Genomic DNA, 24,156 nt, shown 5'->3' with positions numbered 1-24,156 from the left:
TTTATAATAAAATCTAATTTAATATGTAAAGTGATTTATTTAGCACAAATTCCAATCGTTCTTTATCTCCAATTAGATATAAATATCCTACAAGTGCTTCAAATCCTGTTGCCATTCTATAATCTCTCACATCTGCATTTTTGGGAATTGTAGCTGACTTAGCATTTCGCCCTCTTTTGTAAATACTTAACTCATCTTCTTTAAGTAAACTTTCCAATTGATGCATTATATCAGATTGGCTTTTAGCTTTTACGTAACTAATTGCTTTTACATGAATCTTATTAGCATTTAATGATATATTGTTGCTCAATATATAATTTCTGATAAAAACTTCATATACTCCATCACCAATTAAAGCTAATTGCAAAGGGTTTAACATTCTAGCTTCATCTTTACTAAATTCTTTAACTCTTAAGTCATTTATCATTTTTTTCTCCTCTTTAACTAAAAGTACCACTTTTAAAGCAAATGCACAATGACAATATTCAAGACTTATATAAGTCTTGCTAACTTGTACTGTGCATTTTAATTGCTATTTTTATGTTTGCATACTAACCATTAATTAAATAATCTTTTCTTACAAGAAATATCAATTAATTTTCTTCCATCTTACACCTTGTGGAGTATCTTCTAGCACAATATTTCTTGCCTTTAAATCATCTCTTATTTTATCCGCCAACGCAAAATTCTTATTTTTTCTCGCTTCCTGTCTTTGTTCTATAAGTTCTTCTATTTCTGAATCTAAGTCCTTTTCAATCCTCTTTTGTAAAATTCCAAGTGGCTTTCCTAATTCCCTTATAAGTTTCTCTGCATTTTCGCAAATTTCTACTGATGAATCTATACTTATATTATTATTTATATCTTTAGTTAAATCAAATAGTACAGATATAGCATCTGCAGTATTAAAATCATCATCCATTTTTTCAATGAATTTATCTCTATATTTATCTAAAGATTTTAAATAAATATGCTCTTCTTCTGTCATATCCTTATGCTTAACTTCACTTTTTAAATTTTCAAGATTATTTATACAATTATATAACCTTTCAACTGAAGATTTAGACGAATCTAATAGTTCTTTAGTAAAGTTAATTTGAATTCTATAGTGCCCTGAAAGCATTAAAAATCTTATAGCATCTGAATCATACTCTTCAAGGATCTCTCTTGCTGTAAAGAAATTATTTAATGACTTAGACATTTTTTTGTTATCTACATTTACAAATGCAGCATGCATCCAATAGTTTGCGAACTTCTTGCCAGTCACTGCTTCACTTTGAGCTATTTCATTTTCATGATGCGGAAATTTTAAATCCATCCCTCCAGCATGAATATCAATTGTATTTCCCAAAAGCTTTTTAGCCATACATGAACATTCGATATGCCAACCGGGTCTTCCCATGCCCCAAGGACTTTTCCATGCTGGTTCACCGGTTTTTTGTGCTTTCCAAACTGCAAAATCCATCGGATCTTTTTTTCTTTCATCTACATTTATTCTAGCGCCAGCTTGTAAATCCTCCAGATTTTGACCACAAAGTTTTCCATATGCCTCAAATTTATTTGTACTAAAATAAACATCACCATCTACTTCATACGCATATCCTAAATTTATTAATTGTTCTACAAATTTTATAATTTCATCTATATATTCTGTTGCTCTTGGATTAATTGTAGCTCTTTCTATATTAAGCAAATCTGCATCTTTATAATATTCTTCAATATATCTATCACCTAATTCTTTTACTGTTACACCTTCTGAATTAGCTTTATTTATCATTTTATCGTCTATATCAGTAAAATTTTGAATGAACGATACTTTATATCCTCTATATTCCAGATATCTTCTTACGGTATCGAATATAATGAAAGTTCTTCCATTTCCAATGTGAAAATAATTATAAACAGTTGGTCCACAAACATACATTTTCACTTCATTTGGGACTATAGGGATAAACTCTTCTTTTCTTCTAGTTAAACTATTATATATCTTCATCAATTTACCTCCTAATATTATTTTAAGCTTATATTATTTTTATCAAATTCATCCTTAATTATATCATATACATCTTCAAGTTGTACTTCTCTCATTTCTCCATCTCTAAGTTTAAACTCTACTATACCTTCTCCAATTTTTTTACCTACAGTTACTCTTATTGGTATTCCTATTAATTCTGAATCCTTAAACTTTACTCCTGCTCTTTCATTTCTATCATCAATAAGTGCTTCTACACCCATACCTATTAATTTTTCATAAAGTTGATTCGCTGCTTCAAGTTGATTTTCATCTTTAACATTTACAGGAATTACAGATACATGATATGGTGCAACAGCCAAAGGCCACACTATTCCATTTTCGTCATGGTGCTGTTCTATTATAGAAGCAACAGTTCTAGTAACTCCTATACCATAGCATCCCATTATAAATGGCTTTTCTTTCCCATTCTCATCTATAAAATTTGCATTCATAGCTTTTGAGTATTTTGTTCCAAGTTTAAAAATATGCCCAACTTCTGTTCCTCTTGCTATAGTTATAGTGCCATCGCAACAAGGACATTTTTCACCTTCAGTTACATTTCTAAAATCTCCAACAATACCTTCAAAATCTCTTCCATAATTAACATTTTCAACATGATATCCTGTTTCATTTGCTCCAGCAATAAAATTGTACATATTGGCAACTTCTTCATCTACTAATAACATATCAACTTTTATTCCAATTGGTCCAGCAAATCCTATTAATGCTTCAGTTGCATTGAAAACTTCTTCTGGGCTTGCGAAATCAAGATTGCTTACTTCTCCAATTTCATTAGTAACCTTTACCTCATTTATTTCCCTATCTCCTCTTACCATAACAGCAACTATTTTTCCATCTGCATTAAATAACATAGTCTTAGCAAATCTTTTTTCATCTGCATTGAAGAAATTTGCTACTTCTTCTATAGTTCTTGCATTAGGTGTTTCAACTTTATGAACTTCTTTTAACTCTTCTTTTTCTTGTTTTTCTGGAATAGCTACTGCTTTTTCAATATTTGCAGCATAATTGCATTTAGTGCAGAATACTACATCATCTTCTCCCACTTCTGATTTAACCATAAATTCTGCTGAATTTGCTCCACCAATTGCCCCAGAATCTGCTTGAACGCATTTAGCATCTAATCCACATCTATTAAATATTTTTACATATGCATCATGCATTTTATCATATGCTAAATCTAATCCTTCTTGATCTTTATCAAAGCTATACGCATCTTTCATAATAAATTCTCTTGATCTCATAACTCCGAATCTTGGTCTACGCTCATCTCTATACTTAGTTTGAATTTGATATAAATTAAGTGGTAATTGCTTATATGATTTTATCATACTTCTAGCTATATCAGTAAAAACTTCTTCATGAGTTGGTCCTAAGCAAAAGTCTCTTTCTCCTCTATCTTTTAATCTAAACATTTCGGCGCCATACGCATCCCATCTACCAGATTCTTGCCATAATTCTGCTGGAATCATAGCTGATGCCAAAAATTCTTGCGCTCCTGCTGAATTCATTTCTTCTCTTACTATGTCTTCAACTTTTTTTAATACTCTCAATCCTAATGGCATATAATTGTATACTCCCGCTGCCATTTTTTTCATCAATCCTGCTCTAAGCATAAGTTTATGACTATCGATTTCTGCTTCCGCTGGTACTTCTCTCAATGTTGTTATTAACATATTAGACATTTTCATTATAAAAATTCCTCCTAATGTATATAAATTTATATAGTTTTCTAAGTTAGGACCATCTGCAAAATGATGGTTATTCACGCCTATAAGACTTTCTTACTGACTGTGATAATTCGTACATTAAACATATAACTTATGCAAATCATCCTATAGTGCCATTAAAATTGCTTTTGCTCTAAATTACTTTAATTTTAAATATCAAATTACATTTCGCTAATTACTCAAATTGAACATTTTTAACCCTTCATTGCATTCGCTCTATACTTTAACCCTATTAAAACTAATTTTCTTACATTTATAAAATCAGCTTTTTCTACTCACTGCGGAAAACTATTTAGATCTACCAGCATAGAATTTGTTAGTCAAAATACAAAAAAAGTTCGCCTAATATATATATTAGGGCGAACTTATTATCGCGGTACCACCTAAATTTGTTCTCTAATAATGATAACGGTATTAAACCGATAGTTTTTTCCTATTACTCCGAAGCTGGTTCAAAATCTATTAAAAGTCTTACAGCCTATGGACCTTTTCTCTGAAATTGCGATTTCTACTATTCTTCATCATTGATTTTATAAATAATTTTGTTGTGAGTTAATTATAACTTTTTGAAAATTACCTGTCAATAATATTGTAATAGACTAGATTTTTACCAAATATTCAGCTAAAATCATGTCTTCGGGAGTAGTTATCTTTATATTAGTGTACTCTCCTTGAAAAATATAAACCTCATTTCCAAAAAGCTCTGCTACCATTGTATCATCGGTCACTGATATTCCCATTTCTTTAACTTTACTATGACATTCATAAATCATATTATAGTCAAAGGCTTGTGGTGTCTGAATTGATACAAGTTTTTTTCTATCAAGAGTCTCAACAGAGAAATTTTTTTCATTTTTTATTTTTATCGTATCTTTAGGCATAACTCCAGGTGCTGTTGCCTTATATTTCTTAGCATATTTTATTGAATCATTAATAATTCGTTCAGATGTAAAAGGTCTTGCTGCATCATGTATTAATACGATATCTGAATTATTAACTGCTAATAATCCATTGTATACAGACTCTTGTCTTTCGCTTCCACCCTCTACTATTTTATTTACTTTAAGATTATATTTTTTTAATACTTCATTTTTACAGTATTCAGTATCATCCTTTGATAATACTAAAATAATATTGTCTATTAAATCATTGTCCATAAACAACTTAATAGTATAATATAAAATAGGCTTATCTTTTATCTCAATAAATTGTTTGCTTTTGGAAGTTCCCATCCTAGTCCCTTTTCCACCAGCTAATAAAATTGCAGTTACCATTCTATCTCCTTAGCACTAACTTTCTTTTGGTTTTGCAAAAATCATTCTTCCTGCTGCAGTTTGAAGTACTGATGTAACTAATACATCTTTTGTTTGACCAATATATCTTTTTCCTCCCTCAACAACAATCATGGTGCCATCATCTAAATATGCCACACCTTGACTAGATTCTTTACCATCTTTAACTATATCTATAACCATTTCTTCTCCTGGCAAAACCACTGGTTTTATTGCATTAGATAGCTCATTTATATTCAATACAGGAACCCCTTGAAATTCAGCGACTTTATTTAGATTATAATCATTAGTTATAACTTTCCCTTTCATTTCTTGTGCTAACTTTAATAATTTGCTATCAACCTCAGTAATTTTAGGAAAATTATCTTCAACTATCCTTGTTTCAATAGGTAATTCCTTTTGAATTTTATTTAATATATCTAATCCTCTTCGTCCCCTGTTTCTTTTTAATGCATCTGAAGAATCTGATATATGTCTTAATTCATCCAATACTGCATTTGAAACAACCAATGGGCCTTCTATAAATCCTGTCTCACAGATGTCAAATATTCGTCCATCAATTATAACTGAAGTATCTAATACCTTCGGAATTTCATATTGAATTGCTTCTTCTTTTGAATTTTCTTTAGATTCTTTACTTTTCTTTTCTTTCATTGATGGTATTTTAAAATTTACTATAAGTCCAGTTATATCATCTTTTTTCTTAATCATAACTTCTGCACCTATTACAGCCGCCAGCAAATTTAATATTATCAATAATATTGGACCTACGACTGGATATATACCACTTACTGGTTTAGCAATAAAAGTCATTAATATTAATGCAATTACTGCCCCTAAGCATCCATATATTATTTCTGCTATGCTCATCTTTTGCATACTTCTCTCAATGTATTCTATCAAATTAGAAATTCCTCTATAAACTGTAGGGCAAATAAAAAATAATATAAGTCCAAAAATTAAACATAATACTACAATGAAAGTCAATTTCCCAATAGTATTAGCTAGATATGATATACTTGATATTTGAGGTATCGCAAGTAGCATTTGTGCTATTACATACCCTATTACAACACCTAAAATTGTAAATAAAACTCTCAATATTTTTTTTAACACATAATTCACCTCCTTCTAATTATCTCCACTTTTATGTGTTTTCATACTTACAATCTAATAGTCATACTATATATTGTTAATTATAACATACAATTAATCTATCTAAAATGAATAAATTATTAAGTTTAATAAAATGTCCCCCTATTAAATTTCTATTTTCTTATGTATTATATAACTTGTATTTGAAATATAGCTATAATAATTTATTTGAATTAATGCTCTAATTTTCTATAAAACTATAAAAGCTTTTACAGTACTAGATAGAATTCTTTAGTATAGTATTTTATTAAGGAGATGAAGTACATGAATGATATGATATTTGATGAATATCAAAATTGTGTAAATGATTGTTTAATACGTCATAATAACATTTTAGATGTTATCACCAAATATAGCGAAACTAATTCCAAGGTAAATAGAGCCATAGCAAAATCTATAACAAATTGCGGATGCATTAATATTAAGAATATATCTTACATAAAAAATGGAGAGAATAATATCAATAAGGAAATTTCATCTGATAGCAAGACTTCTTGTATTGCTTGTGATGATTGTCGTGAGGTTATAGAAAAAGAAATTGGTAATAATTTATTTTATCTTACTTCATTATGTAATTTATTAGGCATAAGCTTATATGATATAATAATAAAAGAATATAACAAGATGATAACTTTAGGTAAATTTAACTTAAATTAATTCTAAAAAAGCTAGATTAATAATTTAGATTATTAATCTAGCTTTTATTAGATTTCCTTTTTTAAAGATATTTGTTCACGTATTCTTTTTAAGCCACTCCTTATGGCAGTAGCTCTAGCTTCTCCAATTCCCTCTACATTATCTAGATCATCAATATCTGCTTCAATTATTGCACTTAGCTCCTTAAATTCTTTAATTAAGTTTTCAATTACATTTGCAGGTATTCTAGGAACTTTACTTAATACTCTATATCCTTTAGGAGAAATTAAAGTATCCATTAACGGTATACCTGAGTACCCTAAAACTCTAGCGATAGCATCTAAATCTATAAGTTCTGATGAATTTAATTTCTGTATTGCTTCATAAATGTCATTATAATTAAGATCTTCTTTGCAGTAATCTCTAATTAATAGAATCCCATCCCTTTCTATGTGACGTATCAATTCACTAAGCTGCATTGAAATCAATCTACCTTCATTTCCAAGTTCTAATATGTACATATTAATTTCTTCAACTATTCTCATTACCATTTCTGTTCTTTGAATCGCTGTTACCACATCAAACAATGTTGTTAAATCCTGAAACTCTAGTAAATTCAAATTGTTAATTACACGATCTAAAACTGCAACATATTTTTCTAAAGTTTGTATTGCCTGATTTGCTTTACTTAATATAACACTACTTTCTCTTAAAACATATTTTATATCCCCTTTGTACATAGTTATTATATTTCTTCTTTGTGAGATAGCTATTACTATTTTATTAGTCTGTTTTGCTACTCTATGTGCAGTTCTATGCCTGGTTCCTGTTTCATAAGTAGGAATAGATGAATCCGGTATTAACTGTGCATTTGCACAAATAATTTTTTTCAAGTCCTCTGTTATAACTATTGCTCCGTCCATCTTTGCCAATTCATAAACGTAAGAAGGTGTATATTCTGAATTAATTGAAAATCCCCCATCTACAATGTTCATAACTTCTTCGCTATCACTAATAACAATTAATCCACCTGTTTTTGCTCTTAATATATTTTCTAACCCTTCTCTAAGTTGTGTACCTGGACACATTATTTTTAATATATCTTTTATTCCTGTACCTTTTTCAATCCTCATAAATTCACCCCTTTTCACATACTAAACTTATTCAAAGCATAAAGTAACCCTATACTAAACTCTATCATTTATGATACTATAATAATTCCAATCTCTCAATCAATTTATTAATAAATTGATGCACATAAGTTCCATGAAGCTATTAATTATATATATGATTTATTACTTCACTTAATGTTTTTAATTCTACTATTTGTATTTTTCTAAAATTATGTTCATTCAAAAATGACTCTTTAGGTACATAAACTTGTTTAAATCCCATTCTCTCAAGTTCCTTTACTCTACTTTCAATAGACGGTACTCTCTTTAATTCACCAGTTAATCCAACATCACCTACAAAGGCAATATTTGACTTTATCCCCTTTTCTTTAATAGATGATACAATACTCATTATTACTGCTAAATTTATTCCCTGCTCTCTTATTTTCATTCCACCAGTTGTTTTTATAATTACATTTTTATCATATAAATTAATCCCACCACGCTGCTCTAATATAGATATTAGTGTGTTCAATTTATCTTTTCCTAACGTCTCTCCAATACGAGTAGGATACGGTGTAAAACTCTTTGATACTAAACTTTCTACTTCTGTTATTATAGATCTAGTACCTTCTTTTATAACAGATAGAGCACACCCTGATATCACTTCATTTTCCTCTCGTTTAGTCATAAAAAATTCTGAAGGATTATCTATAGATAATATTCCTTTATCACTCATTTCAAAAAATCCATTTTCAATGCCACCGAATCTATTTTTTGAGCTAACTAAAACACGTAAGTTTTCTTCATTATCATCTTCTATTATTAAAACTGTATCTACCAAATGTTCCAGTGCTCTTAATCCTGCTAACTCATCATTTTTAGTCATCTGCCCTACTATAATAACAGCTCTTGGTCTTTTTTCATTTTTAGCAACTTGTAGTAATGTGTTTGCACATTCCATTGTTTGTGTAGGTGATCCTGCTCTCGCTGGCAATGAATTTTCCATTGTAAATGTCTGAATACTATCTACAATTATTAAATCAGGGTTTATATCTTCTATTGACTGCAAAACATTATCTAAACTATTTTCTTGCATCACCCATATATTTTCATTAATATTATTAAGTATTCTATCTGCTCTATTTTTTATTTGAGTATCGCTCTCTTCTCCTGATGCATAAACAACTTTTAACCCCTTTTTAGCTACTTCATTTGAAATTTCAAGTAATAGTGTAGATTTCCCTGCACCAGGTCTTGCAGTTATTATGGTTATAGAATCTTTTACTATTCCTCCACCCATAACTCTATCAAATTCATTTATTCCAGTTATAATTCTATCTTCTTTACTTGATATAATATCATTTAGTTTTCTTATTTGACTCCCAGAATTTATTTTTGCACTTACATTTTTCTTAATATCTACGATTTCTTCTTGCAAGGTATTCCAACTATTGCAAGTTGGACATTTCCCTAACCATTTTATACTTTCAAATCCACAATTAGAACATCTATACAGCATTTTCTTTTTCATACTTTTCTCCTTTTTATATAAACTCTCACAAATTTATCTCTTCAGAAATAATTTATATTTATTAATATAAAAATCTTATCATAATAAAATCATTTTATACACATTTCATTTATCAATATTCTATGTATATATTGCCTAATTGTTGCAAATACTATAAAAAATTATTTATAGGAGTGATATATATGATAAATATAGATTATCTTAAAAATATTCCTGGCCCTAAAAAAAGTACCCTTCATGAAACATCAAAGCAAAATCTAAGTAATATATCATTTAACTCATGTTCTGAAAATGAATGTAATAATCTATTATTAAATTCAAATCTAGAGCAATTTAACACAATTAAGTAATAATAAATTCACTTATATAATAATTATTAATAATAACATTGATATAAAAATAGAATTGTACTATAATTGAAATTAACAAATAATAATTATTATTTAGGAGGTGATTATATGATTAAAGTATATAGCACAAATTCATGTCCATGGTGTGTTAAAGCAAAAAATTATTTAAAATCTCAAAATATTGATTTTGAAGATCTTAATGTACAAGAAGATATGGTAGCGAGAGAAGAAATGATAAATAAATCACATCAAATGAGCGTACCTGTTTTGGATATTAACGGAAAAATAATTATAGGCTTTGATAAACCAGCTATTTTAGAAGCAATAAATAATATCCAATAAATATTATTTATTTAGTTAGAGCAATAGATATTCTTAGTATTTATCTATTGCTCTATTTTATATTATTTATTTAATTCCTTATCTATTAATTTTTTATCAAAACCAACAATCACAGAATCATTTATTTGTATTACTGGAACAGTCCTTTGTCCAGACACTCTAAACACTTCTTCTCTATCTTCATGCTTATCAGCTACATTTATCTCTGAATAATTTACACCCTTGGTATTAAAATATTTTTTCGCCTTAATGCAATCTGGGCACCATGAAGTTGAATAAATTTTTATCATCTATTATTTCTCCTTATCTACTATATATTTTTCTGCACTTAAAAGTGCAATAGTTCCATCAGCTACAGCTGTAGTTATTTGCCTAAACTCTTTTTCTCTTACATCTCCTGCTGCATAAACTCCTTTTATATTTGTTTGCATATTTTCATCTGTAATCACATATCCGTATTCATTTAAATTTATATATTTTTTTATTAAATCTGTCTTTGGTTCTGTCCCTATGTATGCAAATACAGCATCCATAGCAATGTTTGTAATTTGATTTGTCTTAGTATTTTTAAGTTCAATTCCTTCTAATTTGCCATCACCTTGAAGTCCTATAATGTCTTCATTTAACATAACTTCTATCTTTGGGTGATTAAATATAGCTTCTATTTTTGTTTTTTCCCCTTTAAAATAATCATGTCTCCTAATTAAATATACTTTTTCTGCAAATCGAGTTAAAAATATTGCTTCTTCTAAAGCTGAGTTTCCACCACCTACAACTGCTATCTTTTTACCTTCATATAAAGCACCATCACAAACAGCACAGTAATGTACTCCATTGCCTGAAAACTTACTTTCTTGTGGAATAGGAAGTTTTTTAGGCGATGCTCCAGTTGCAATTATTATAGCTTTAGGCTTATATATAAATGACTCCGTTTCAACTATTTTTTCATCATCTGAAAGGATTATATCTTCTATTAAATCAAACTCATCAATGATAGCTCCACTTTCTTCAGCTTGAGATTGTAATATGTCAGATAATTCACTTCCCTGTATGCTTTTAAACCCAGGATAATTTTCTATTGTGTAACTATTTCTAACCTGCCCTCCTAAAACTTTATCCTCTAACAACAATGTATTCAATTTGGCCCTTCCAGCATATATAGCTGCAGTAAGTCCTGCTGGGCCTCCTCCGATTATTATCAAATCTAATTCTTTTATTTCTTTATCCATATATCTCTCCTAATTTCTATATTTTATATTTTAATTTTATCACTATTTATCAATATGTGTATATATAATTATTTAATTATTATTATTTAATTATTATTATCATTTATTAATATTAATTAAAATCTATTTTCAAATAATAAAAGGTGATTAGATATATAAAATACTCTAACCACTTTTTATTGTATTATAATTTGCTAAATACAAGTTTATCTTCTAAATGATTAACTTTTAATTTATCACCTATTTTTATGTTTCCTTGTAATATTTCTTCACTCAATCTATCTTCAACTTCTTTAATTATAAGTCGTCTTAATGGACGTGCACCATAGTTAATATCTATGCCTTTATTTAATAAGAATTTCTTGCTATCAGCTTCAAAATCCAAGTAAATATTTCTCTTGCCTAATCTGTTTTTAATAGAGGCAAGCATCAAATCCATAATCTTATCTAAATCATCATCATTTAACTTATGAAATACTATTGTATCATCAATTCTATTTAAAAATTCTGGTTTAAATTTTTGTTTTAATTCCTCCAAAATATTTTCTTTCATCTTTTCATATTCTGAATTTTCACTGATAGAATTATTAAATCCTATCACTTTTTGTTTTTTAATACTATGGGCACCTACGTTTGAAGTCATAATTATTATTGTATTTTTAAAATCTACAACTTTTCCTTTTGAATCAGTTAGTCTTCCATCATCCATTATTTGAAGCAATATATTAAATATATCAGAATGTGCTTTTTCAATTTCATCTAATAAAACTATAGAGTAAGGATTCCTTCTTACTGCTTCAGTCAATTGACCACCTTCTTCATATCCAACATATCCCGGAGGAGACCCTATCAATCTAGAGACTGCATGACTTTCCATATATTCTGACATATCAATTCTTATAATATTATTTTCATCTCCAAACATTACTTCTGCTAATGCTTTTGATAATTCAGTTTTACCAACTCCTGTTGGACCTAAGAAAATGAAACTACCTATAGGTTTATTAGGGTCTTTTATTCCTACCCTTGCTCTTCTAACAGCTCTAGCTATAGATTTAACAGCTTCATCTTGACCAATAACCCTTTTGTGTAGTATTTCCTCTAATTTTAATAGTCTTTCACTTTCATTTTCTGATAATTTTTCAACCGGTATCTTAGTCCATGAGGAAACAACACTGGCTATATGTTCTGGCGTAACTACTAATACTTGAGATGAATTTTTACTATTCCACTCCTGTTTCATATTCTCTAATTTTTCTATAACTCTCTTTTCTTTATCTCTTAAGTCTGCAGCCTTTTCGAAATTTTGAATAACTACAGCTTCTTCCTTTTCTTTAGTTATACATTCAATTTCTTTTTCAATCTCTTTTAATTCTGGTGGTGCTATTAAATTTTGAATTCTAACTTTAGATGAACCTTCATCAATTAAATCAATAGCTTTATCTGGCATAAATCTATCATTAATATATCTATCAGCTAGATTAACAGCAGCCTCTAAAGCATCATCAGTGATTCTAACATTATGATGCTCCTCATATTTTTCTCTTAATCCAAACAAAATCTCTAAAGTCTCTTCTTTAGATGGTTCTTTTACATTTACTGGTTGAAATCTTCTTTCTAATGCCGAATCTTTTTCAATATATTTTCTATATTCTTCTATTGTAGTAGCTCCGATACATTGGATTTCACCTCGTGCTAATGATGGCTTTAATATATTAGAAGCATCTATAGCCCCTTCAGCTCCACCGGCTCCTATTATTGTATGAATTTCATCAATAAATACAATGATATTCTTATTTTTTATTATTTCTTCCATCGTTCTCTTTAATCGTTCTTCAAATTCACCTCTATATTTCGCTCCGGCTATCATAGATGTTAAATCTAATGCAACAACCCTCTTTTCTCGGAGCACTTCTGGAATATCTCCTCTAACTATTTTTTGTGCAAGGCCTTCAACAACAGCAGTTTTTCCTACTCCTGGTTCTCCAATCAAGCATGGATTATTTTTTATCCTTCTGCATAATATCTCCAATAATCTTTGATTTTCATTTTCTCTTCCTATAACTGGATCTAACATACCTTCTCGCGCTAACTCAGTGAGATCTCTGCCATACTTATCAAGCATAGGGGTTTTTTCTTTCTTACTTCTTTCTGCCTCTCTATCTATCTTTTTATCATCATACTTTCCTGATAAAAATAATACTAGGTCATCTCTAATTCCCACAAAGTTTAATTGCAATATTTTTAAAATGGTATACGCCATACCCTCTTCTTGATTTATTATTGCTAATAAAATATGTTCTGGAGAAACATATTTATGATTTAGTTTTTTAGCTTCAATCACACCTTCCTCTAGAAGCCTTTTTACTCTTGGTGTTCTTGAAATATACTCTAACTTAATATCTCCAAATCCTATATATTTTTGAATCATTCTTTTTACATTATCTAAATAGATACCATATTTTTTTAATAGTTCACTTGAATATCCATTTTCTTTTATGATCCCAATCAAAACATGCTCTGTCCCCACATATCCATGTTTAAAATTTTCCGATTCTTTTTCTGCTTCTAAAAAAACAATCTGTGCTCTATCTGTTAATTTGCTATCTTCCATCTTATTGCTCCTCTCATTATAAAATATCTAAATCAATATTCTCTTTACAAGGTTAGCTCTCTCATAATTTATTTCTCTTATATTTAATGGTCTTCCTATATAATTCTCTATTGAACTATTTTTAATCATAACTAACAACTGATTAATCTTACCATTTTCTATATTTAATAAATTAAGTTCTACTCCTAATCGAATATCAGATAATAGTTCTATTGCCTCTTTCTCGTCTAAAAGGACTGCTGATTCAAGTATTGCATATGCTCTGTATACTTTATTTTCTACTTCATATTTATTTTTACTTAGCAATACCTCCTTAGCCCTTTTTTCCTCAGAAATTACATTTAAAACTACTCCTTTTAATGTTCCTATTATTTCATGTTCCTTTATTCCTAATGATGATTTATTGGATATCCTATATATATTTCCATATTTCTCAGAATCGTAATTGTATATACTTTTTATGCTCATTCCTAACCTATCAAATGTCTTGGATATCTTATCAATTTCATTATTCATAGTTAATGCCGGCAAATGAATATCTATAGATGCTTCAAGTCCTGTTCCAATATTTTTAGGAGATTCCATTAGATATCCTAAATTTTCATTAAATGCATATTCTAATTTTGATTCTATATTATCATCAATTATATTAGCACTATTAAATGCTTCTTCTAAATTCAATCCTGCTGTTATGCACTGTATTTTTATATGTTCTCCTTCATTTATCATAATGCTTATAGTTTCATTTTTGTTTACTATGAATGCACCTTTTTCTGAATTGTCTAATAAATTTTTATTAATTAAATGTTTTTCTATACAGTCCTCATAATCTTTTTTATCATTCTCCCATAACTTATATAAAGTCATATCTTCAGAATATATTGTATCATTTAATACTTCATATATTAATTCGGCATTTTCTCTTGCCTTCATATAATCTAATTTATTGGGAAAAGGGACTAACTTTAGATTCCTCGCTAATTGAATTTTAGTGCTTAATACAATATCTTCATTATTAGCCAAATTATGAATCCAGTTTCTCATTATACTCTTCCCCCTCCACATCTATCATTCTTGATATACTATCATCTATTATACTTTTCTCTATTTCTGAAATACTATCTCTAATTACTGCAGCCTTCTCATAGTCTTCTTCTAATATTAGCTTCTGTAAACTTTCTTTCAAATCTTTTAGCTTTTTCTTTTGTGATAATTCAATCTTATTCCTTTTTGGTATCTTTCCTGCATACTTAACAAAATTAGTTGCTGTCTTCACTAATGGTTCATTTGATTTTGAGAATTCTTCATAGCACTCAGAACATCCTAACTTTCCAGTCTTTTTAAATTCGTCATAATGCATGCCACAATTAGGACATACTAATTCTTTCTTTTCTGAAACATTATTAAAATTTGATATTAACCCTGTTAATATTCCTTGAAATGGAAAATCAATTTCTTTACTAATAGAATTTAACATTGGAATATCAGCTATATCTCTAGCACAATTTTCACATAGCCATATTTCTTGCTTTTGACCGTTTAATATTTTAACTAAATTTATTCTAGCTTCATTTTTTTTGCATTTTTCACACAACATAATATATCCCACCTTTTAAGATAAAATTACCATAATCATTGCTTTTAAAATATCTGCTCTCACTTTGTTTTTATTTTCTACTGAAATCAAGCTTCTATCATTTATTGCAATTTTCATTAGTTCATATTGCTTTTCCTCAATAATATCTGATTCAAGTAAGTTCTCTAATAAAGCATTAGCATTATGATAAGTAATTGTATCTCCAATACTTTGACTTATTAGTTGTCCTCTGATATTAGAACGACCATGACTAAGTTGTTTAATGACTATATGTCCACCACCACCTCTTTTACTCTCAATTAAATAACCTCTTTCGTAAGTAAATCTAGTTGTTAGTACATAATTTATTTGAGATGGAGCACATCTAAATTGATCTGCTAATTCATTTCTTTGTATAAAAACTATATTATCGTCATTATTGTTAAACATCTCTTTTATAAAATCTTCTATTATATCTGACAGTCTTGCCATAATATCACCTGCTTAAACCTTATTTATCATTTTTGTTTTTGACTTACTTTGACTTTATAATATTATACTATTTTTTTATATATTTTCAAACCTAATTATTTATGACTAAATCTTATTTATAAATTTTACTGATTAATTTTAATATTATTTGCTAATACTATAATATTGAATACTGATTTTATGGAGGATATATATGCAGATTATTTGGTATGGACATTCTTGCTTTTTAATTAAAGCCTCATCAGGAAAAAGAATTTTATTAGATCCATTTAAAATTGATATAAATAGTAATGCTAGTTTTCCCAAATGTGATTTAATAACATTGAGTCATACTCATTTTAATCATTCATATATTAATAAGAATAATACAGATACAAAAATAATCAATACTGAAGGTTACTTTGACATGAATTTTGCAAAAACATATGGTATTAATGCATATCATGATAAACTATTAGGACTTAAAAGAGGAAAAAACATTATCTTTATACTAAAAATTGATAACTATACATTCTGTCATCTAGGAGATTTAGGGCACATTCCTGATGATACTATTTTAGATAAATTACAAGGAATTGATATATTATTTATACCTATAGGAGGAAAATTCACTTTAGATGGTTATGAAGCTTCAAAACTTTGTGAATTAATTTTACCTAAATATATAATTCCTATGCAATATAGAACTCTAGATAGTTCCATTCCACTAGATGATTTAGAGAAATTTATATTCTCTAATAAATATATCAATAAAATTAATTCATCAAGCTTAGATACTAATATTTTAACTTCTAAACATCAGTCTAATATTATTTTGATGAATATATGTAAATTAAATTAATTATTAAAGTTATATTTATATTGTTAAGTATTTATCATTAATAATTAAAATAAGGACATCACTAAAAGTGATGTCCTTATTTTAATTAAGTACCTTATTACAGTCATCATGACAATAAAACATAAAGTCATGTTTTCTACGTTAAGGCAATTCCATGTAATATTATTCTTGGCAAGGAGCTCCTACTGGACAAACATTAGCACAGTTTCCACAATCTATGCAAGTATCTGCATCAATAACAAATTGAGTATCTCCTTGGCTTATAGCATTTACTGGACATTCAGCTGCACATGCTCCGCAGCTAACACATGAATCATTAATAACAAATGCCATATTAAACACCTCCTAATAAATTGTTGTAATTAACCAATTACATTTTATCACGTATTGTCTTGTTTTAAAAGTATTTTATTTACAATAAAGGTGTTAATTTATTTTCACATCTTATATAACTATATATGCTAAATCTTCTATGGTATTAATAATTTTTTCTTCATTTAAATATATTGAATCATATATTACAACTATTTCTTTTTTTTGCAAAGATACTTGACTCGCAATTATTCCTGAATTATTTGCTATAGCATTTTGAATTAACTTTACATCTTTTTCAGATTCCATATTTAAAATCTTAATAATAGATTTCACAAAATATCCTCCTATTTTTCACTAAAAAGATCTTTTATTAATTTTTTATCTTCTTCTGACTCTATCTCTAACTTTATATTTGATTCATCTACAGTATCCTCATATTCTCCGGAAATAAGTTCTATATCTGATATACCGTATTCTTCAATAACTTCTTCATCGCCTTTTTTTAATTTAACTTTAACTATTTCTTTTACTATTGAGTTTCCAGTAACTTCACCATTTCCATATGGTGTTTTAACTATAGCCCCTACTTTAGGTAATCTTTTTCTTATATCCTCATATGTACTTTGCTCATAATTTAAGCAACACATAAGTCTGCCACAAATACCTGAAATCTTAGTCGGATTAAGTGAAAGATTTTGTTCCTTGGCCATCTTTATTGATACTGATGCAAAATCCCCTAAGAAACTAGAGCAACACATTGGTCTACCACATGGTCCAAGTCCGCCTATCATTTTAGCTTCATCCCTTACTCCAATTTGTCTTAATTCTATTCTTGTCTTGAATATAGTTGCTAAATCTTTAACTAAATCTCTAAAATCAACTCGCCCATCAGCTGTAAAATAAAATATTACTTTATGGTTATCAAATGTATATTCAACATCTATCAACTTCATATTAAGTTCATGCTCTTCTATTTTCTTTAAACAAATACTTAATGCTTCTTCTTCTTTTTCCTTATTTTCTTTATGTTTTAATATATCTTTTTCATCTGCAATTCTTATTACACTTTTTAATGGAGAAATTATATCTTCTTCTGATACTTCTCTTATTCCTATTACACATTCTCCAAATTCAACACCTCGTGCAGTTTCTACAATTACATAGTCTCCTTTTATTATGTTAAATTTTTCAGGACTAAAATAATATATTTTTCCAGCCTTCTTGAATCTTACTCCTATAACCTTTATCATTAATTATACCTCCGCAAATCCCATAAGCAGCACACTTATAGTCATCGAATAGTTTGAATTACTATTAAAATTTATTCTTGCCTCTTTTATGTATTCTAACATATTACTTAATTTTTTATAAGATATCTTTCTTGATATTAATTCTAATTTTTCTACCTTATCAATATTAATGATTCTTTCGATTTTATTTAATTCTTTTAAAACTAATAAATCCCTAATATACAGAAGCAATATATCTAATAAATCATCTTTCTCATCTTTCAAGTTATTAAATGCTTCTTGATATTTAATAACTATTTTTTTATTTCTAGCCAATATATCATCAAATAATTCTATGCATAAATCTCTTAATTGTTTTAATTTTTCATCTTTTATAAATCTATCTACTTTGCCTGGAATACCTGTACTATAGGCTATCGCTGATTGTCTTTCTTCTAAATTCAAGCTTTTATAGTTTTCATCTATATACTCTAAAATTTCATCTTTTGATAATGGCGTTAGTTTATATATTTGGCATCGTGATTGTACAGTTTCTAAAATTTGCTCTAATGAATCACTTAACAAAATTAGAAATACACCATCTGGTGGCTCTTCTATAGTTTTTAATAATGCATTCTGAGCTTGTGCAGTCATTTTATCGCACTTATACATTATAATAACCTTTCTATTGCCCTCATAAGGTTTTTTATTTACTTCTTCAATTACTTTTCTAACATCATCTACACCAAATGTATTGGAAGAAGGATAATATTTTACAATATCAACGCTATTAATGAAATCTAATCCCTTTAGTATTTTACTAGCTAAATATTGAGCTATTATACTTTTTCCAATTCCATCATTGCCTATAATTAAATTTGCATGAGAAAATGAACCATTTATATTTCTTTTATTTATTGCACCTTTAATCATTTGATGCCCAATTATTTTTCTCAATGCCTATCTCTCCTAATATTATATTTTTATAAATTGATCTACATCTAATACAAATAGTGTAGCTCCTCCTACATTAATTTTTACTGGATACTGATGCATGTAACCCGCTTCACTTCCATTTAAAGTCGTAGGAGCAACTAAAAGCTCTTTTCTTTTCTTACAAATCCTTTTTATGATCTCAATTACATCATTAACCTGATTTTCTTCAACACCTGTCATCAATGTTGTATTACCCGATTTAAGAAACCCTCCAGTAGTTGCTAATTTAGTTACTCTATAATTTTCATCTGTTAGCGCTTCAATAACGTCTGATGCATCCTCATCTTGAACAATAGAAATTATTAATTTCATTCTACATCCCCAACCTCTCAAATATATTATTATATTTATTTTACCACAAATAGATAATTTTTATATATTTAAGCTAATTTTTGTATCTAACTTAGATATTATTATATCTTTTATTTCAGCCGCTATCTGTTCTTTACTTTTCTCTGCATTTATTTTAATCATTCTATCTTTATTATTAGAATATATAATTTCATATCCTTCTCTAACTTTTTCATGAAAGTCTATCTTCTCTAAATCTAGTCTATTAATTTCTCTATTATCGTTATTATTTATTCTTTGTAATCCTATTTTAGGATCTATATCAAATAATATAGATATATCAGGCATATATCCCTCAATAGCAAATTCATTTATGCTCATAATCGCATCTATTCCTAAACCTCTAGCATAACCCTGATATGCTAGTGATGAATCAACAAATCTATCGCAAAGTACTACAACTCCATCTTCCAATGCAGGTATGACCTTTTCTACTAGGTGTTGTCTCCTGGCTGCAGCATATAATAATGCTTCTGTTCTTCCATCCATAGCAGTATTATTCCTATCTAATATGACTTGTCTTATATCCTCAGCAATCTTTATCCCACCTGGTTCTCTTGTTTTTATACACTTTATTTTATTCTCAACAAACCAATCATATATTGAATTTATAGCAGTACTTTTGCCTGATCCATCTCCACCTTCAAATACTATAAATAAACCTTTTTTCATAAGCAACCTCACTGAATTATATTTTTATCAAACAATATTCTTTTTATCATTTTTAAATAGTAATCATATGTTTGTTCCTTTACATGACTATTAACAATATCTTTTTCACATTTTTCACATATATGTTTTTCATTTAACATTATACCATTACTATTATAAATACCACATAAAAAACAATTATTATTTAAATCTTTCATTTTATTATATCTCCTTTTTTTAAAATATTATTTTAAACCTATGTTACATTTAAATTTTATAAATATCCTTAAATATATTAAGATTTTGTCCAATCTTAATTTTTTAATACAGCTCACTTTATATTGCCCATAATAATCAATAATTTTTTTAAATTTGGAGATACTATTATCATAAAAACATATGAAAGGAGAATGCTACATATTATATAATCTGCTTTTCAATGTATTCTTATTAAATAGATTATAACTATTTGTAGCTTATGAAGTAATGAAACAAGAAATTAATTCCTTTTTATATAGCTGTGAAAAAGATATCCATGATCTATGTATATATCTTTATAACAATCCTGAAGTAAGTTATAAAGAGCATAATTCTAGTGAGTATATCTGTAATTTATTAAGTAAATATAATTTTAACATACAAAAGAACTTCTTAGATATTAATAATGCTTTTTTTGCACAGAAAGGTGATAAGTACCCTAAAATATGCTATCTATGTGAATATGATGCTATAGAAAATGTTGGACATATAACTGGTCATAATTTAACTGCAACGATTTCTGCTTCTGCCGCACTTGCATTAGGCCATATTATTAATAAAATTGGTGGATCTGTTATATTAATTGGCTGTCCTGGTGAATATTTTGGTGGAAGTAAAGGAACTATGGTTAAACAAGATACCTTCGAAGATATAGATGTTGTCATGGAAGTTCATCCAGATATAATAACATGCGAAAGTGGTTCCTCTTCATCAATAATTCCAATAGGTATAAAATTTATTGGAACAAAAAATCTTCACTTTTTAAATAGAAGCGCATTTACCCCACTAGATGCAGCACTTTTAACTATAAATATTTTAAATTCAACCAAAAAAGGTCTTCCTGAAGGACTAGAAATAAACTATGTAATCTCTAATGGCGGTAATACCCCCTTATTTATTCCATCTGAGACTGAACTTAAATGTTATATAAGAGCTAGAACCTCTAAGTTGGCATCATATGGAAATGAGCATATAAAACAAATTGTAAAATACGTTGCAGAACTGACAGGTATAGAAAATAATTTTTTCTTATATGAACAGCCAAATAAAGAGTTAATTACAAATCATACTTTAAATCGACTATTTAGTCATAATTTAAAAGAAAGTGGAATTATAAATATTAATCCACCTAAAAATATATATGCAGGATTAAGTATTGGTGATGTGAGTCATAAAGTTCCTACAATTCATCCATATATATCTATAGTAGAAGATGATACTATACAATATGGAAGTATAGATTTCGCTAAAGCAACTATTTCTGATTACGCTTTAAATCAATGTATTATATCTGCAAAAGCTCTTGCTTATACAGGGATAGATCTAATTAAAAACGAGAATTTATTATTAGAAGTAAAGCAAGAATTCTTTTCTCAATCTAATTAAACAAGCGAATCCCATCAATCAATTAATATACTTGATTGATGGGATTTTTCTTAACATTAAAAACAGTTTACAAACGAATTTATAATAGTATAATTAATATAGCATTGCTAATATTCGCAAGGAGGTGCTCTTTTGATTAAAATTTATAAAAGCATTGGTGAAAATAATCCTGTTTTAAATACATTAGACAACATAGAAAATGGATGCTGGATTAATATAATAGCTCCTTCTGATGAAGAATTGATACTAATATCAAAAAAAACAGGAGTTCCTATAGATTTTCTTAATTCGGCTCTTGATGATGAAGAAACTTCTCGTATTGATTTTGAAGATGGATCTTTATTGGTTATAGTCGATATTCCTTTTACCGAAATGGAAGATAACTCTTTAACATATGATACCTATCCATTAGCAATAATACATACAGATAAACAAATAATAACAGTATGTTTAAAAAATAGTAGAATACTTTCAGATTTTGTTAATCAAAAAATAAAATCATTCTATACATTTAAAAAATCAAGATTTATATTGCAAATTTTAAATAGAATATCAACTTACTATCTATTATATTTAAGACAAATAGATAAAAAAAGTCTAATGATTGAAAAAAGGCTTCATAAATCTATGAAAAATAGAGAACTTATTCAGTTACATTCACTTGAAAAATCATTAGTTTACTTTTCTACATCTTTAAAAGCTAATGAAATTACATTAGAAAAAATGTTAAAACTAGAATTAATGCAAAAATATGAAGAAGATAAAGATGTCTTAGAAGACGTAATTATAGAGAATAAACAGGCTATAGAAATGACCGAAATCTACAGTAATATATTAGCTAGTACAATGGACTTCTTTGCTTCTGTAATATCTAATAATTTGAATATTGTTATGAAAGTATTAGCATCTGTAACCATATTAATGGCTATACCAACGATAATGAGCGGAATATTTGGTATGAATATAACGCTTCCAATTTCAGAGGGCGATCCAAATGGATTCTTAATTATAACATTATTAACAATTGCTATATGCGCAGTTGTAGCATTTATACTATATAAAAAGGATATGCTTTAGTAAAACATATCCTTTTTATATATTTAAATCTTAATATATCTGCTAAAATAACAAAAAACCTTGAAATATTTCAAGGTTTTTTTTGGAGGCGCCACCCAGATTTGAACTGGGGAATAAAGGTTTTGCAGACCTCTGCCTTACCACTTGGCTATAGCGCCATATATGGTGGCTCGAACTGGAATCGAACCAGTGACACGAGGATTTTCAGTCCTCTGCTCTACCGACTGAGCTATCGAGCCATTAACCTCGCAACGTCCTACTCTTCCACACAGTCTCCCATGCAGTACCATCGGCGCTGTAGACCTTAACTGTCCTGTTCGGAATGGAAAGGAGTGTTACCTCTACGCCATCATTACGAGATACTTAATTTTACAAAATCTTAAATCTTGTTAGAAAGTAATACTCATCAGTTTTACTGATTGAGTTTTATTGAAAGATTATTCTTTCAAAATTGCATATAATTATGTATTACAACTTAATTATTGGTCAAGCCCTCGACCTATTAGTATCAGTCAGCTAAATACGTTACCGCACTTACACCTCTGACCTATCAACCTTGTAGTCTTCAAGGGGTCTTACTAGCTTATGCTATGGGAAATCTCATCTTGAGGTGGGCTTCACACTTAGATGCTTTCAGCGTTTATCCCTTCCCGACTTAGCTACCCAGCAATGCTTCTGGCGAAACAACTGGTACACCATAGGTCAGTCCATCCCGGTCCTCTCGTACTAAGGACAGCTCCTCTCAAATTTCCTACGCCCGCGACGGATAGGGACCGAACTGTCTCACGACGTTCTGAACCCAGCTCGCGTGCCGCTTTAATGGGCGAACAGCCCAACCCTTGGGACCTACTTCAGCCCCAGGATGCGACGAGCCGACATCGAGGTGCCAAACCTCCCCGTCGATGTGAACTCTTGGGGGAGATCAGCCTGTTATCCCCGAGGTAGCTTTTATCCGTTGAGC

Annotated in this window: 26 protein-coding genes, 2 tRNA genes, 2 rRNA genes and 1 other annotated feature (1 of these 31 only partly in view); of the genes, 6 read left to right on the top strand and 24 right to left on the bottom strand. The window is 28.6% G+C overall.

Translation table 11 applies throughout. The features are described 5' to 3' along the window. Window positions 1-13: 13 nt before the first annotated feature. The 5 genes from CNEONATNEC86_RS00950 to CNEONATNEC86_RS00930 all read right to left on the bottom strand — a co-directional run bounded on the left by CNEONATNEC86_RS00950 (window position 14) and on the right by CNEONATNEC86_RS00930 (window position 6,167). Complete coding sequence (locus CNEONATNEC86_RS00950) at window positions 14-427, bottom strand: Mini-ribonuclease 3 (RefSeq protein ID WP_125149597.1); 414 nt, start codon at window positions 425-427, stop codon at window positions 14-16. Between the two features lie 162 nt (window positions 428-589). Next, complete coding sequence (cysS, locus tag CNEONATNEC86_RS00945; protein ID WP_125149596.1) at window positions 590-1,990, bottom strand: cysteine--tRNA ligase; 1,401 nt, start codon at window positions 1,988-1,990, stop codon at window positions 590-592. Window positions 1,991-2,007: 17 nt separating this feature from the next. Further along, entirely contained in the window at window positions 2,008-3,720 is a 1,713-nt protein-coding gene (locus tag CNEONATNEC86_RS00940; RefSeq protein WP_125149595.1) for a proline--tRNA ligase, read from the bottom strand. A gap of 391 nt (window positions 3,721-4,111) precedes the next feature. Continuing rightward, window positions 4,112-4,293: a binding site (T-box leader), on the bottom strand. Between the two features lie 65 nt (window positions 4,294-4,358). Further along, on the bottom strand, window positions 4,359-5,033 hold the full coding sequence (gene ispD / locus CNEONATNEC86_RS00935) for a 2-C-methyl-D-erythritol 4-phosphate cytidylyltransferase (RefSeq protein WP_058293614.1): 675 nt from the start codon (window positions 5,031-5,033) through the stop codon (window positions 4,359-4,361). A gap of 15 nt (window positions 5,034-5,048) precedes the next feature. Next, window positions 5,049-6,167, bottom strand: a complete 1,119-nt coding sequence (locus CNEONATNEC86_RS00930; RefSeq protein WP_058293615.1) for a PIN/TRAM domain-containing protein — start codon at window positions 6,165-6,167, stop codon at window positions 5,049-5,051. Between the two features lie 303 nt (window positions 6,168-6,470). On the opposite strand from CNEONATNEC86_RS00930, the gene CNEONATNEC86_RS00925 reads away from it, so the two are divergent. After that, entirely contained in the window at window positions 6,471-6,863 is a 393-nt protein-coding gene (locus CNEONATNEC86_RS00925) for a nucleoside triphosphate pyrophosphohydrolase family protein (protein ID WP_058293616.1), read from the top strand. A gap of 47 nt (window positions 6,864-6,910) precedes the next feature. Here the strand turns inward: CNEONATNEC86_RS00925 and disA are convergent, their stop codons facing one another. Together disA and radA are read right to left on the bottom strand one after the other, a co-directional pair. Beyond that, window positions 6,911-7,975 (bottom strand): DNA integrity scanning diadenylate cyclase DisA, encoded by a 1,065-nt coding sequence (disA, locus tag CNEONATNEC86_RS00920; protein ID WP_058293617.1) that lies wholly within the window; start codon window positions 7,973-7,975, stop codon window positions 6,911-6,913. A 142-nt stretch (window positions 7,976-8,117) separates the two neighbouring features. Next, window positions 8,118-9,488 carry a DNA repair protein RadA gene (gene radA / locus CNEONATNEC86_RS00915; RefSeq protein ID WP_125149593.1) on the bottom strand — a complete coding sequence of 457 codons (1,371 nt, stop codon included), beginning with the start codon at window positions 9,486-9,488 and terminating at the stop codon, window positions 8,118-8,120. 182 nt (window positions 9,489-9,670) lie between these two features. Between radA and CNEONATNEC86_RS00910 the strand changes: the two genes are divergently transcribed. Then, the gene (locus CNEONATNEC86_RS00910; RefSeq protein WP_159115456.1) at window positions 9,671-9,838 is read left to right on the top strand and encodes a hypothetical protein; all 168 of its coding nucleotides are present in this window, start codon (window positions 9,671-9,673) and stop codon (window positions 9,836-9,838) included. Between the two features lie 108 nt (window positions 9,839-9,946). Then, complete coding sequence (locus CNEONATNEC86_RS00905) at window positions 9,947-10,180, top strand: glutaredoxin family protein (RefSeq protein ID WP_058293619.1); 234 nt, start codon at window positions 9,947-9,949, stop codon at window positions 10,178-10,180. Between the two features lie 62 nt (window positions 10,181-10,242). Here the strand turns inward: CNEONATNEC86_RS00905 and CNEONATNEC86_RS00900 are convergent, their stop codons facing one another. The 6 genes from CNEONATNEC86_RS00900 to CNEONATNEC86_RS00875 all read right to left on the bottom strand — a co-directional run bounded on the left by CNEONATNEC86_RS00900 (window position 10,243) and on the right by CNEONATNEC86_RS00875 (window position 16,091). Continuing rightward, window positions 10,243-10,470 carry a glutaredoxin family protein gene (locus CNEONATNEC86_RS00900; protein ID WP_058293620.1) on the bottom strand — a complete coding sequence of 76 codons (228 nt, stop codon included), beginning with the start codon at window positions 10,468-10,470 and terminating at the stop codon, window positions 10,243-10,245. 3 nt (window positions 10,471-10,473) lie between these two features. After that, the gene (trxB, locus tag CNEONATNEC86_RS00895) at window positions 10,474-11,409 is read right to left on the bottom strand and encodes a thioredoxin-disulfide reductase (protein ID WP_159115455.1); all 936 of its coding nucleotides are present in this window, start codon (window positions 11,407-11,409) and stop codon (window positions 10,474-10,476) included. 184 nt (window positions 11,410-11,593) lie between these two features. Beyond that, window positions 11,594-14,023 (bottom strand): ATP-dependent Clp protease ATP-binding subunit, encoded by a 2,430-nt coding sequence (locus tag CNEONATNEC86_RS00890; RefSeq protein WP_058293622.1) that lies wholly within the window; start codon window positions 14,021-14,023, stop codon window positions 11,594-11,596. 27 nt (window positions 14,024-14,050) lie between these two features. Then, window positions 14,051-15,067: a protein arginine kinase gene (locus CNEONATNEC86_RS00885; RefSeq protein ID WP_159135408.1), complete on the bottom strand. Its 1,017-nt coding sequence runs from the start codon at window positions 15,065-15,067 to the stop codon at window positions 14,051-14,053. Further along, window positions 15,048-15,620 (bottom strand): UvrB/UvrC motif-containing protein, encoded by a 573-nt coding sequence (locus tag CNEONATNEC86_RS00880; RefSeq protein ID WP_058293624.1) that lies wholly within the window; start codon window positions 15,618-15,620, stop codon window positions 15,048-15,050. Before CNEONATNEC86_RS00880 ends, CNEONATNEC86_RS00885 begins: the two co-directional genes overlap by 20 nt. A 15-nt stretch (window positions 15,621-15,635) precedes the next feature. Beyond that, on the bottom strand, window positions 15,636-16,091 hold the full coding sequence (locus CNEONATNEC86_RS00875; protein WP_125149589.1) for a CtsR family transcriptional regulator: 456 nt from the start codon (window positions 16,089-16,091) through the stop codon (window positions 15,636-15,638). 193 nt (window positions 16,092-16,284) lie between these two features. Between CNEONATNEC86_RS00875 and CNEONATNEC86_RS00870 the strand changes: the two genes are divergently transcribed. Beyond that, on the top strand, window positions 16,285-16,932 hold the full coding sequence (locus CNEONATNEC86_RS00870; RefSeq protein WP_159135407.1) for an MBL fold metallo-hydrolase: 648 nt from the start codon (window positions 16,285-16,287) through the stop codon (window positions 16,930-16,932). Between the two features lie 162 nt (window positions 16,933-17,094). Here the strand turns inward: CNEONATNEC86_RS00870 and CNEONATNEC86_RS00865 are convergent, their stop codons facing one another. The 7 genes from CNEONATNEC86_RS00865 to CNEONATNEC86_RS00835 all read right to left on the bottom strand — a co-directional run bounded on the left by CNEONATNEC86_RS00865 (window position 17,095) and on the right by CNEONATNEC86_RS00835 (window position 20,692). Beyond that, a complete protein-coding gene (locus CNEONATNEC86_RS00865; protein WP_058293627.1) occupies window positions 17,095-17,265 on the bottom strand; it encodes a DUF362 domain-containing protein in 171 nt (56 codons plus the stop codon). 111 nt (window positions 17,266-17,376) lie between these two features. Beyond that, a complete protein-coding gene (locus tag CNEONATNEC86_RS00860) occupies window positions 17,377-17,580 on the bottom strand; it encodes a heavy-metal-associated domain-containing protein (RefSeq protein ID WP_159135406.1) in 204 nt (67 codons plus the stop codon). A gap of 11 nt (window positions 17,581-17,591) precedes the next feature. Continuing rightward, a complete protein-coding gene (locus CNEONATNEC86_RS00855) occupies window positions 17,592-18,497 on the bottom strand; it encodes a PSP1 domain-containing protein (RefSeq protein WP_159135405.1) in 906 nt (301 codons plus the stop codon). 3 nt (window positions 18,498-18,500) lie between these two features. After that, entirely contained in the window at window positions 18,501-19,433 is a 933-nt protein-coding gene (locus CNEONATNEC86_RS00850) for a DNA polymerase III subunit delta' (RefSeq protein ID WP_125149584.1), read from the bottom strand. A gap of 18 nt (window positions 19,434-19,451) precedes the next feature. Next, window positions 19,452-19,784, bottom strand: coding sequence for a cyclic-di-AMP receptor (locus CNEONATNEC86_RS00845; RefSeq protein ID WP_058293631.1), 333 nt, complete (start codon window positions 19,782-19,784; stop codon window positions 19,452-19,454). Between the two features lie 60 nt (window positions 19,785-19,844). Beyond that, window positions 19,845-20,495 carry a dTMP kinase gene (gene tmk, locus CNEONATNEC86_RS00840; protein ID WP_159135404.1) on the bottom strand — a complete coding sequence of 217 codons (651 nt, stop codon included), beginning with the start codon at window positions 20,493-20,495 and terminating at the stop codon, window positions 19,845-19,847. An 8-nt stretch (window positions 20,496-20,503) separates the two neighbouring features. Beyond that, window positions 20,504-20,692, bottom strand: a complete 189-nt coding sequence (locus tag CNEONATNEC86_RS00835; protein WP_058293633.1) for a sigma factor G inhibitor Gin — start codon at window positions 20,690-20,692, stop codon at window positions 20,504-20,506. A gap of 268 nt (window positions 20,693-20,960) precedes the next feature. On the opposite strand from CNEONATNEC86_RS00835, the gene CNEONATNEC86_RS00830 reads away from it, so the two are divergent. Further along, window positions 20,961-22,118: a zinc-binding metallopeptidase family protein gene (locus CNEONATNEC86_RS00830; RefSeq protein ID WP_058293634.1), complete on the top strand. Its 1,158-nt coding sequence runs from the start codon at window positions 20,961-20,963 to the stop codon at window positions 22,116-22,118. Between the two features lie 132 nt (window positions 22,119-22,250). Continuing rightward, window positions 22,251-23,195, top strand: a complete 945-nt coding sequence (locus CNEONATNEC86_RS00825; RefSeq protein ID WP_058293635.1) for a magnesium transporter CorA family protein — start codon at window positions 22,251-22,253, stop codon at window positions 23,193-23,195. Between the two features lie 83 nt (window positions 23,196-23,278). Here CNEONATNEC86_RS00825 and CNEONATNEC86_RS00820 read toward each other — a convergent pair. The 4 genes from CNEONATNEC86_RS00820 to CNEONATNEC86_RS00805 form a co-directional block, all read right to left on the bottom strand. Then, window positions 23,279-23,353, bottom strand: a tRNA-Cys gene (locus CNEONATNEC86_RS00820). A gap of 5 nt (window positions 23,354-23,358) precedes the next feature. Then, window positions 23,359-23,434, bottom strand: a tRNA-Phe gene (locus CNEONATNEC86_RS00815). A gap of 4 nt (window positions 23,435-23,438) precedes the next feature. After that, a 5S ribosomal RNA gene (gene rrf / locus CNEONATNEC86_RS00810) occupies window positions 23,439-23,555 on the bottom strand. Window positions 23,556-23,677: 122 nt separating this feature from the next. After that, window positions 23,678-24,156, bottom strand: a 23S ribosomal RNA gene (locus tag CNEONATNEC86_RS00805); it runs 2,428 nt beyond the window's last position.

The sequence above is a fragment of the Clostridium neonatale genome, assembly GCF_900465025.1.
Classification (GTDB): domain Bacteria; phylum Bacillota; class Clostridia; order Clostridiales; family Clostridiaceae; genus Clostridium; species Clostridium neonatale.
This window is presented reverse-complemented; position numbering and strand designations above follow the sequence as displayed.

Coding starts and splice junctions, on each gene's coding strand:
- CNEONATNEC86_RS00950 (WP_125149597.1), bottom strand. CDS start 427: ATGATAAATGACTTAAGAGTTAAAGAATTTAGTAAAGATGAAGCTAGA.
- cysS (WP_125149596.1), bottom strand. CDS start 1,990: ATGAAGATATATAATAGTTTAACTAGAAGAAAAGAAGAGTTTATCCCT.
- CNEONATNEC86_RS00940 (WP_125149595.1), bottom strand. CDS start 3,720: ATGAAAATGTCTAATATGTTAATAACAACATTGAGAGAAGTACCAGCG.
- ispD (WP_058293614.1), bottom strand. CDS start 5,033: ATGGTAACTGCAATTTTATTAGCTGGTGGAAAAGGGACTAGGATGGGA.
- CNEONATNEC86_RS00925 (WP_058293616.1), top strand. CDS start 6,471: ATGAATGATATGATATTTGATGAATATCAAAATTGTGTAAATGATTGT.
- disA (WP_058293617.1), bottom strand. CDS start 7,975: ATGAGGATTGAAAAAGGTACAGGAATAAAAGATATATTAAAAATAATG.
- radA (WP_125149593.1), bottom strand. CDS start 9,488: ATGAAAAAGAAAATGCTGTATAGATGTTCTAATTGTGGATTTGAAAGT.
- CNEONATNEC86_RS00910 (WP_159115456.1), top strand. CDS start 9,671: ATGATAAATATAGATTATCTTAAAAATATTCCTGGCCCTAAAAAAAGT.
- CNEONATNEC86_RS00905 (WP_058293619.1), top strand. CDS start 9,947: ATGATTAAAGTATATAGCACAAATTCATGTCCATGGTGTGTTAAAGCA.
- CNEONATNEC86_RS00900 (WP_058293620.1), bottom strand. CDS start 10,470: ATGATAAAAATTTATTCAACTTCATGGTGCCCAGATTGCATTAAGGCG.
- trxB (WP_159115455.1), bottom strand. CDS start 11,409: ATGGATAAAGAAATAAAAGAATTAGATTTGATAATAATCGGAGGAGGC.
- CNEONATNEC86_RS00890 (WP_058293622.1), bottom strand. CDS start 14,023: ATGGAAGATAGCAAATTAACAGATAGAGCACAGATTGTTTTTTTAGAA.
- CNEONATNEC86_RS00885 (WP_159135408.1), bottom strand. CDS start 15,067: ATGAGAAACTGGATTCATAATTTGGCTAATAATGAAGATATTGTATTA.
- CNEONATNEC86_RS00880 (WP_058293624.1), bottom strand. CDS start 15,620: ATGTTGTGTGAAAAATGCAAAAAAAATGAAGCTAGAATAAATTTAGTT.
- CNEONATNEC86_RS00875 (WP_125149589.1), bottom strand. CDS start 16,091: ATGGCAAGACTGTCAGATATAATAGAAGATTTTATAAAAGAGATGTTT.
- CNEONATNEC86_RS00870 (WP_159135407.1), top strand. CDS start 16,285: ATGCAGATTATTTGGTATGGACATTCTTGCTTTTTAATTAAAGCCTCA.
- CNEONATNEC86_RS00865 (WP_058293627.1), bottom strand. CDS start 17,265: ATGGCATTTGTTATTAATGATTCATGTGTTAGCTGCGGAGCATGTGCA.
- CNEONATNEC86_RS00855 (WP_159135405.1), bottom strand. CDS start 18,497: ATGATAAAGGTTATAGGAGTAAGATTCAAGAAGGCTGGAAAAATATAT.
- CNEONATNEC86_RS00845 (WP_058293631.1), bottom strand. CDS start 19,784: ATGAAATTAATAATTTCTATTGTTCAAGATGAGGATGCATCAGACGTT.
- tmk (WP_159135404.1), bottom strand. CDS start 20,495: ATGAAAAAAGGTTTATTTATAGTATTTGAAGGTGGAGATGGATCAGGC.
- CNEONATNEC86_RS00835 (WP_058293633.1), bottom strand. CDS start 20,692: ATGAAAGATTTAAATAATAATTGTTTTTTATGTGGTATTTATAATAGT.
- CNEONATNEC86_RS00830 (WP_058293634.1), top strand. CDS start 20,961: ATGAAACAAGAAATTAATTCCTTTTTATATAGCTGTGAAAAAGATATC.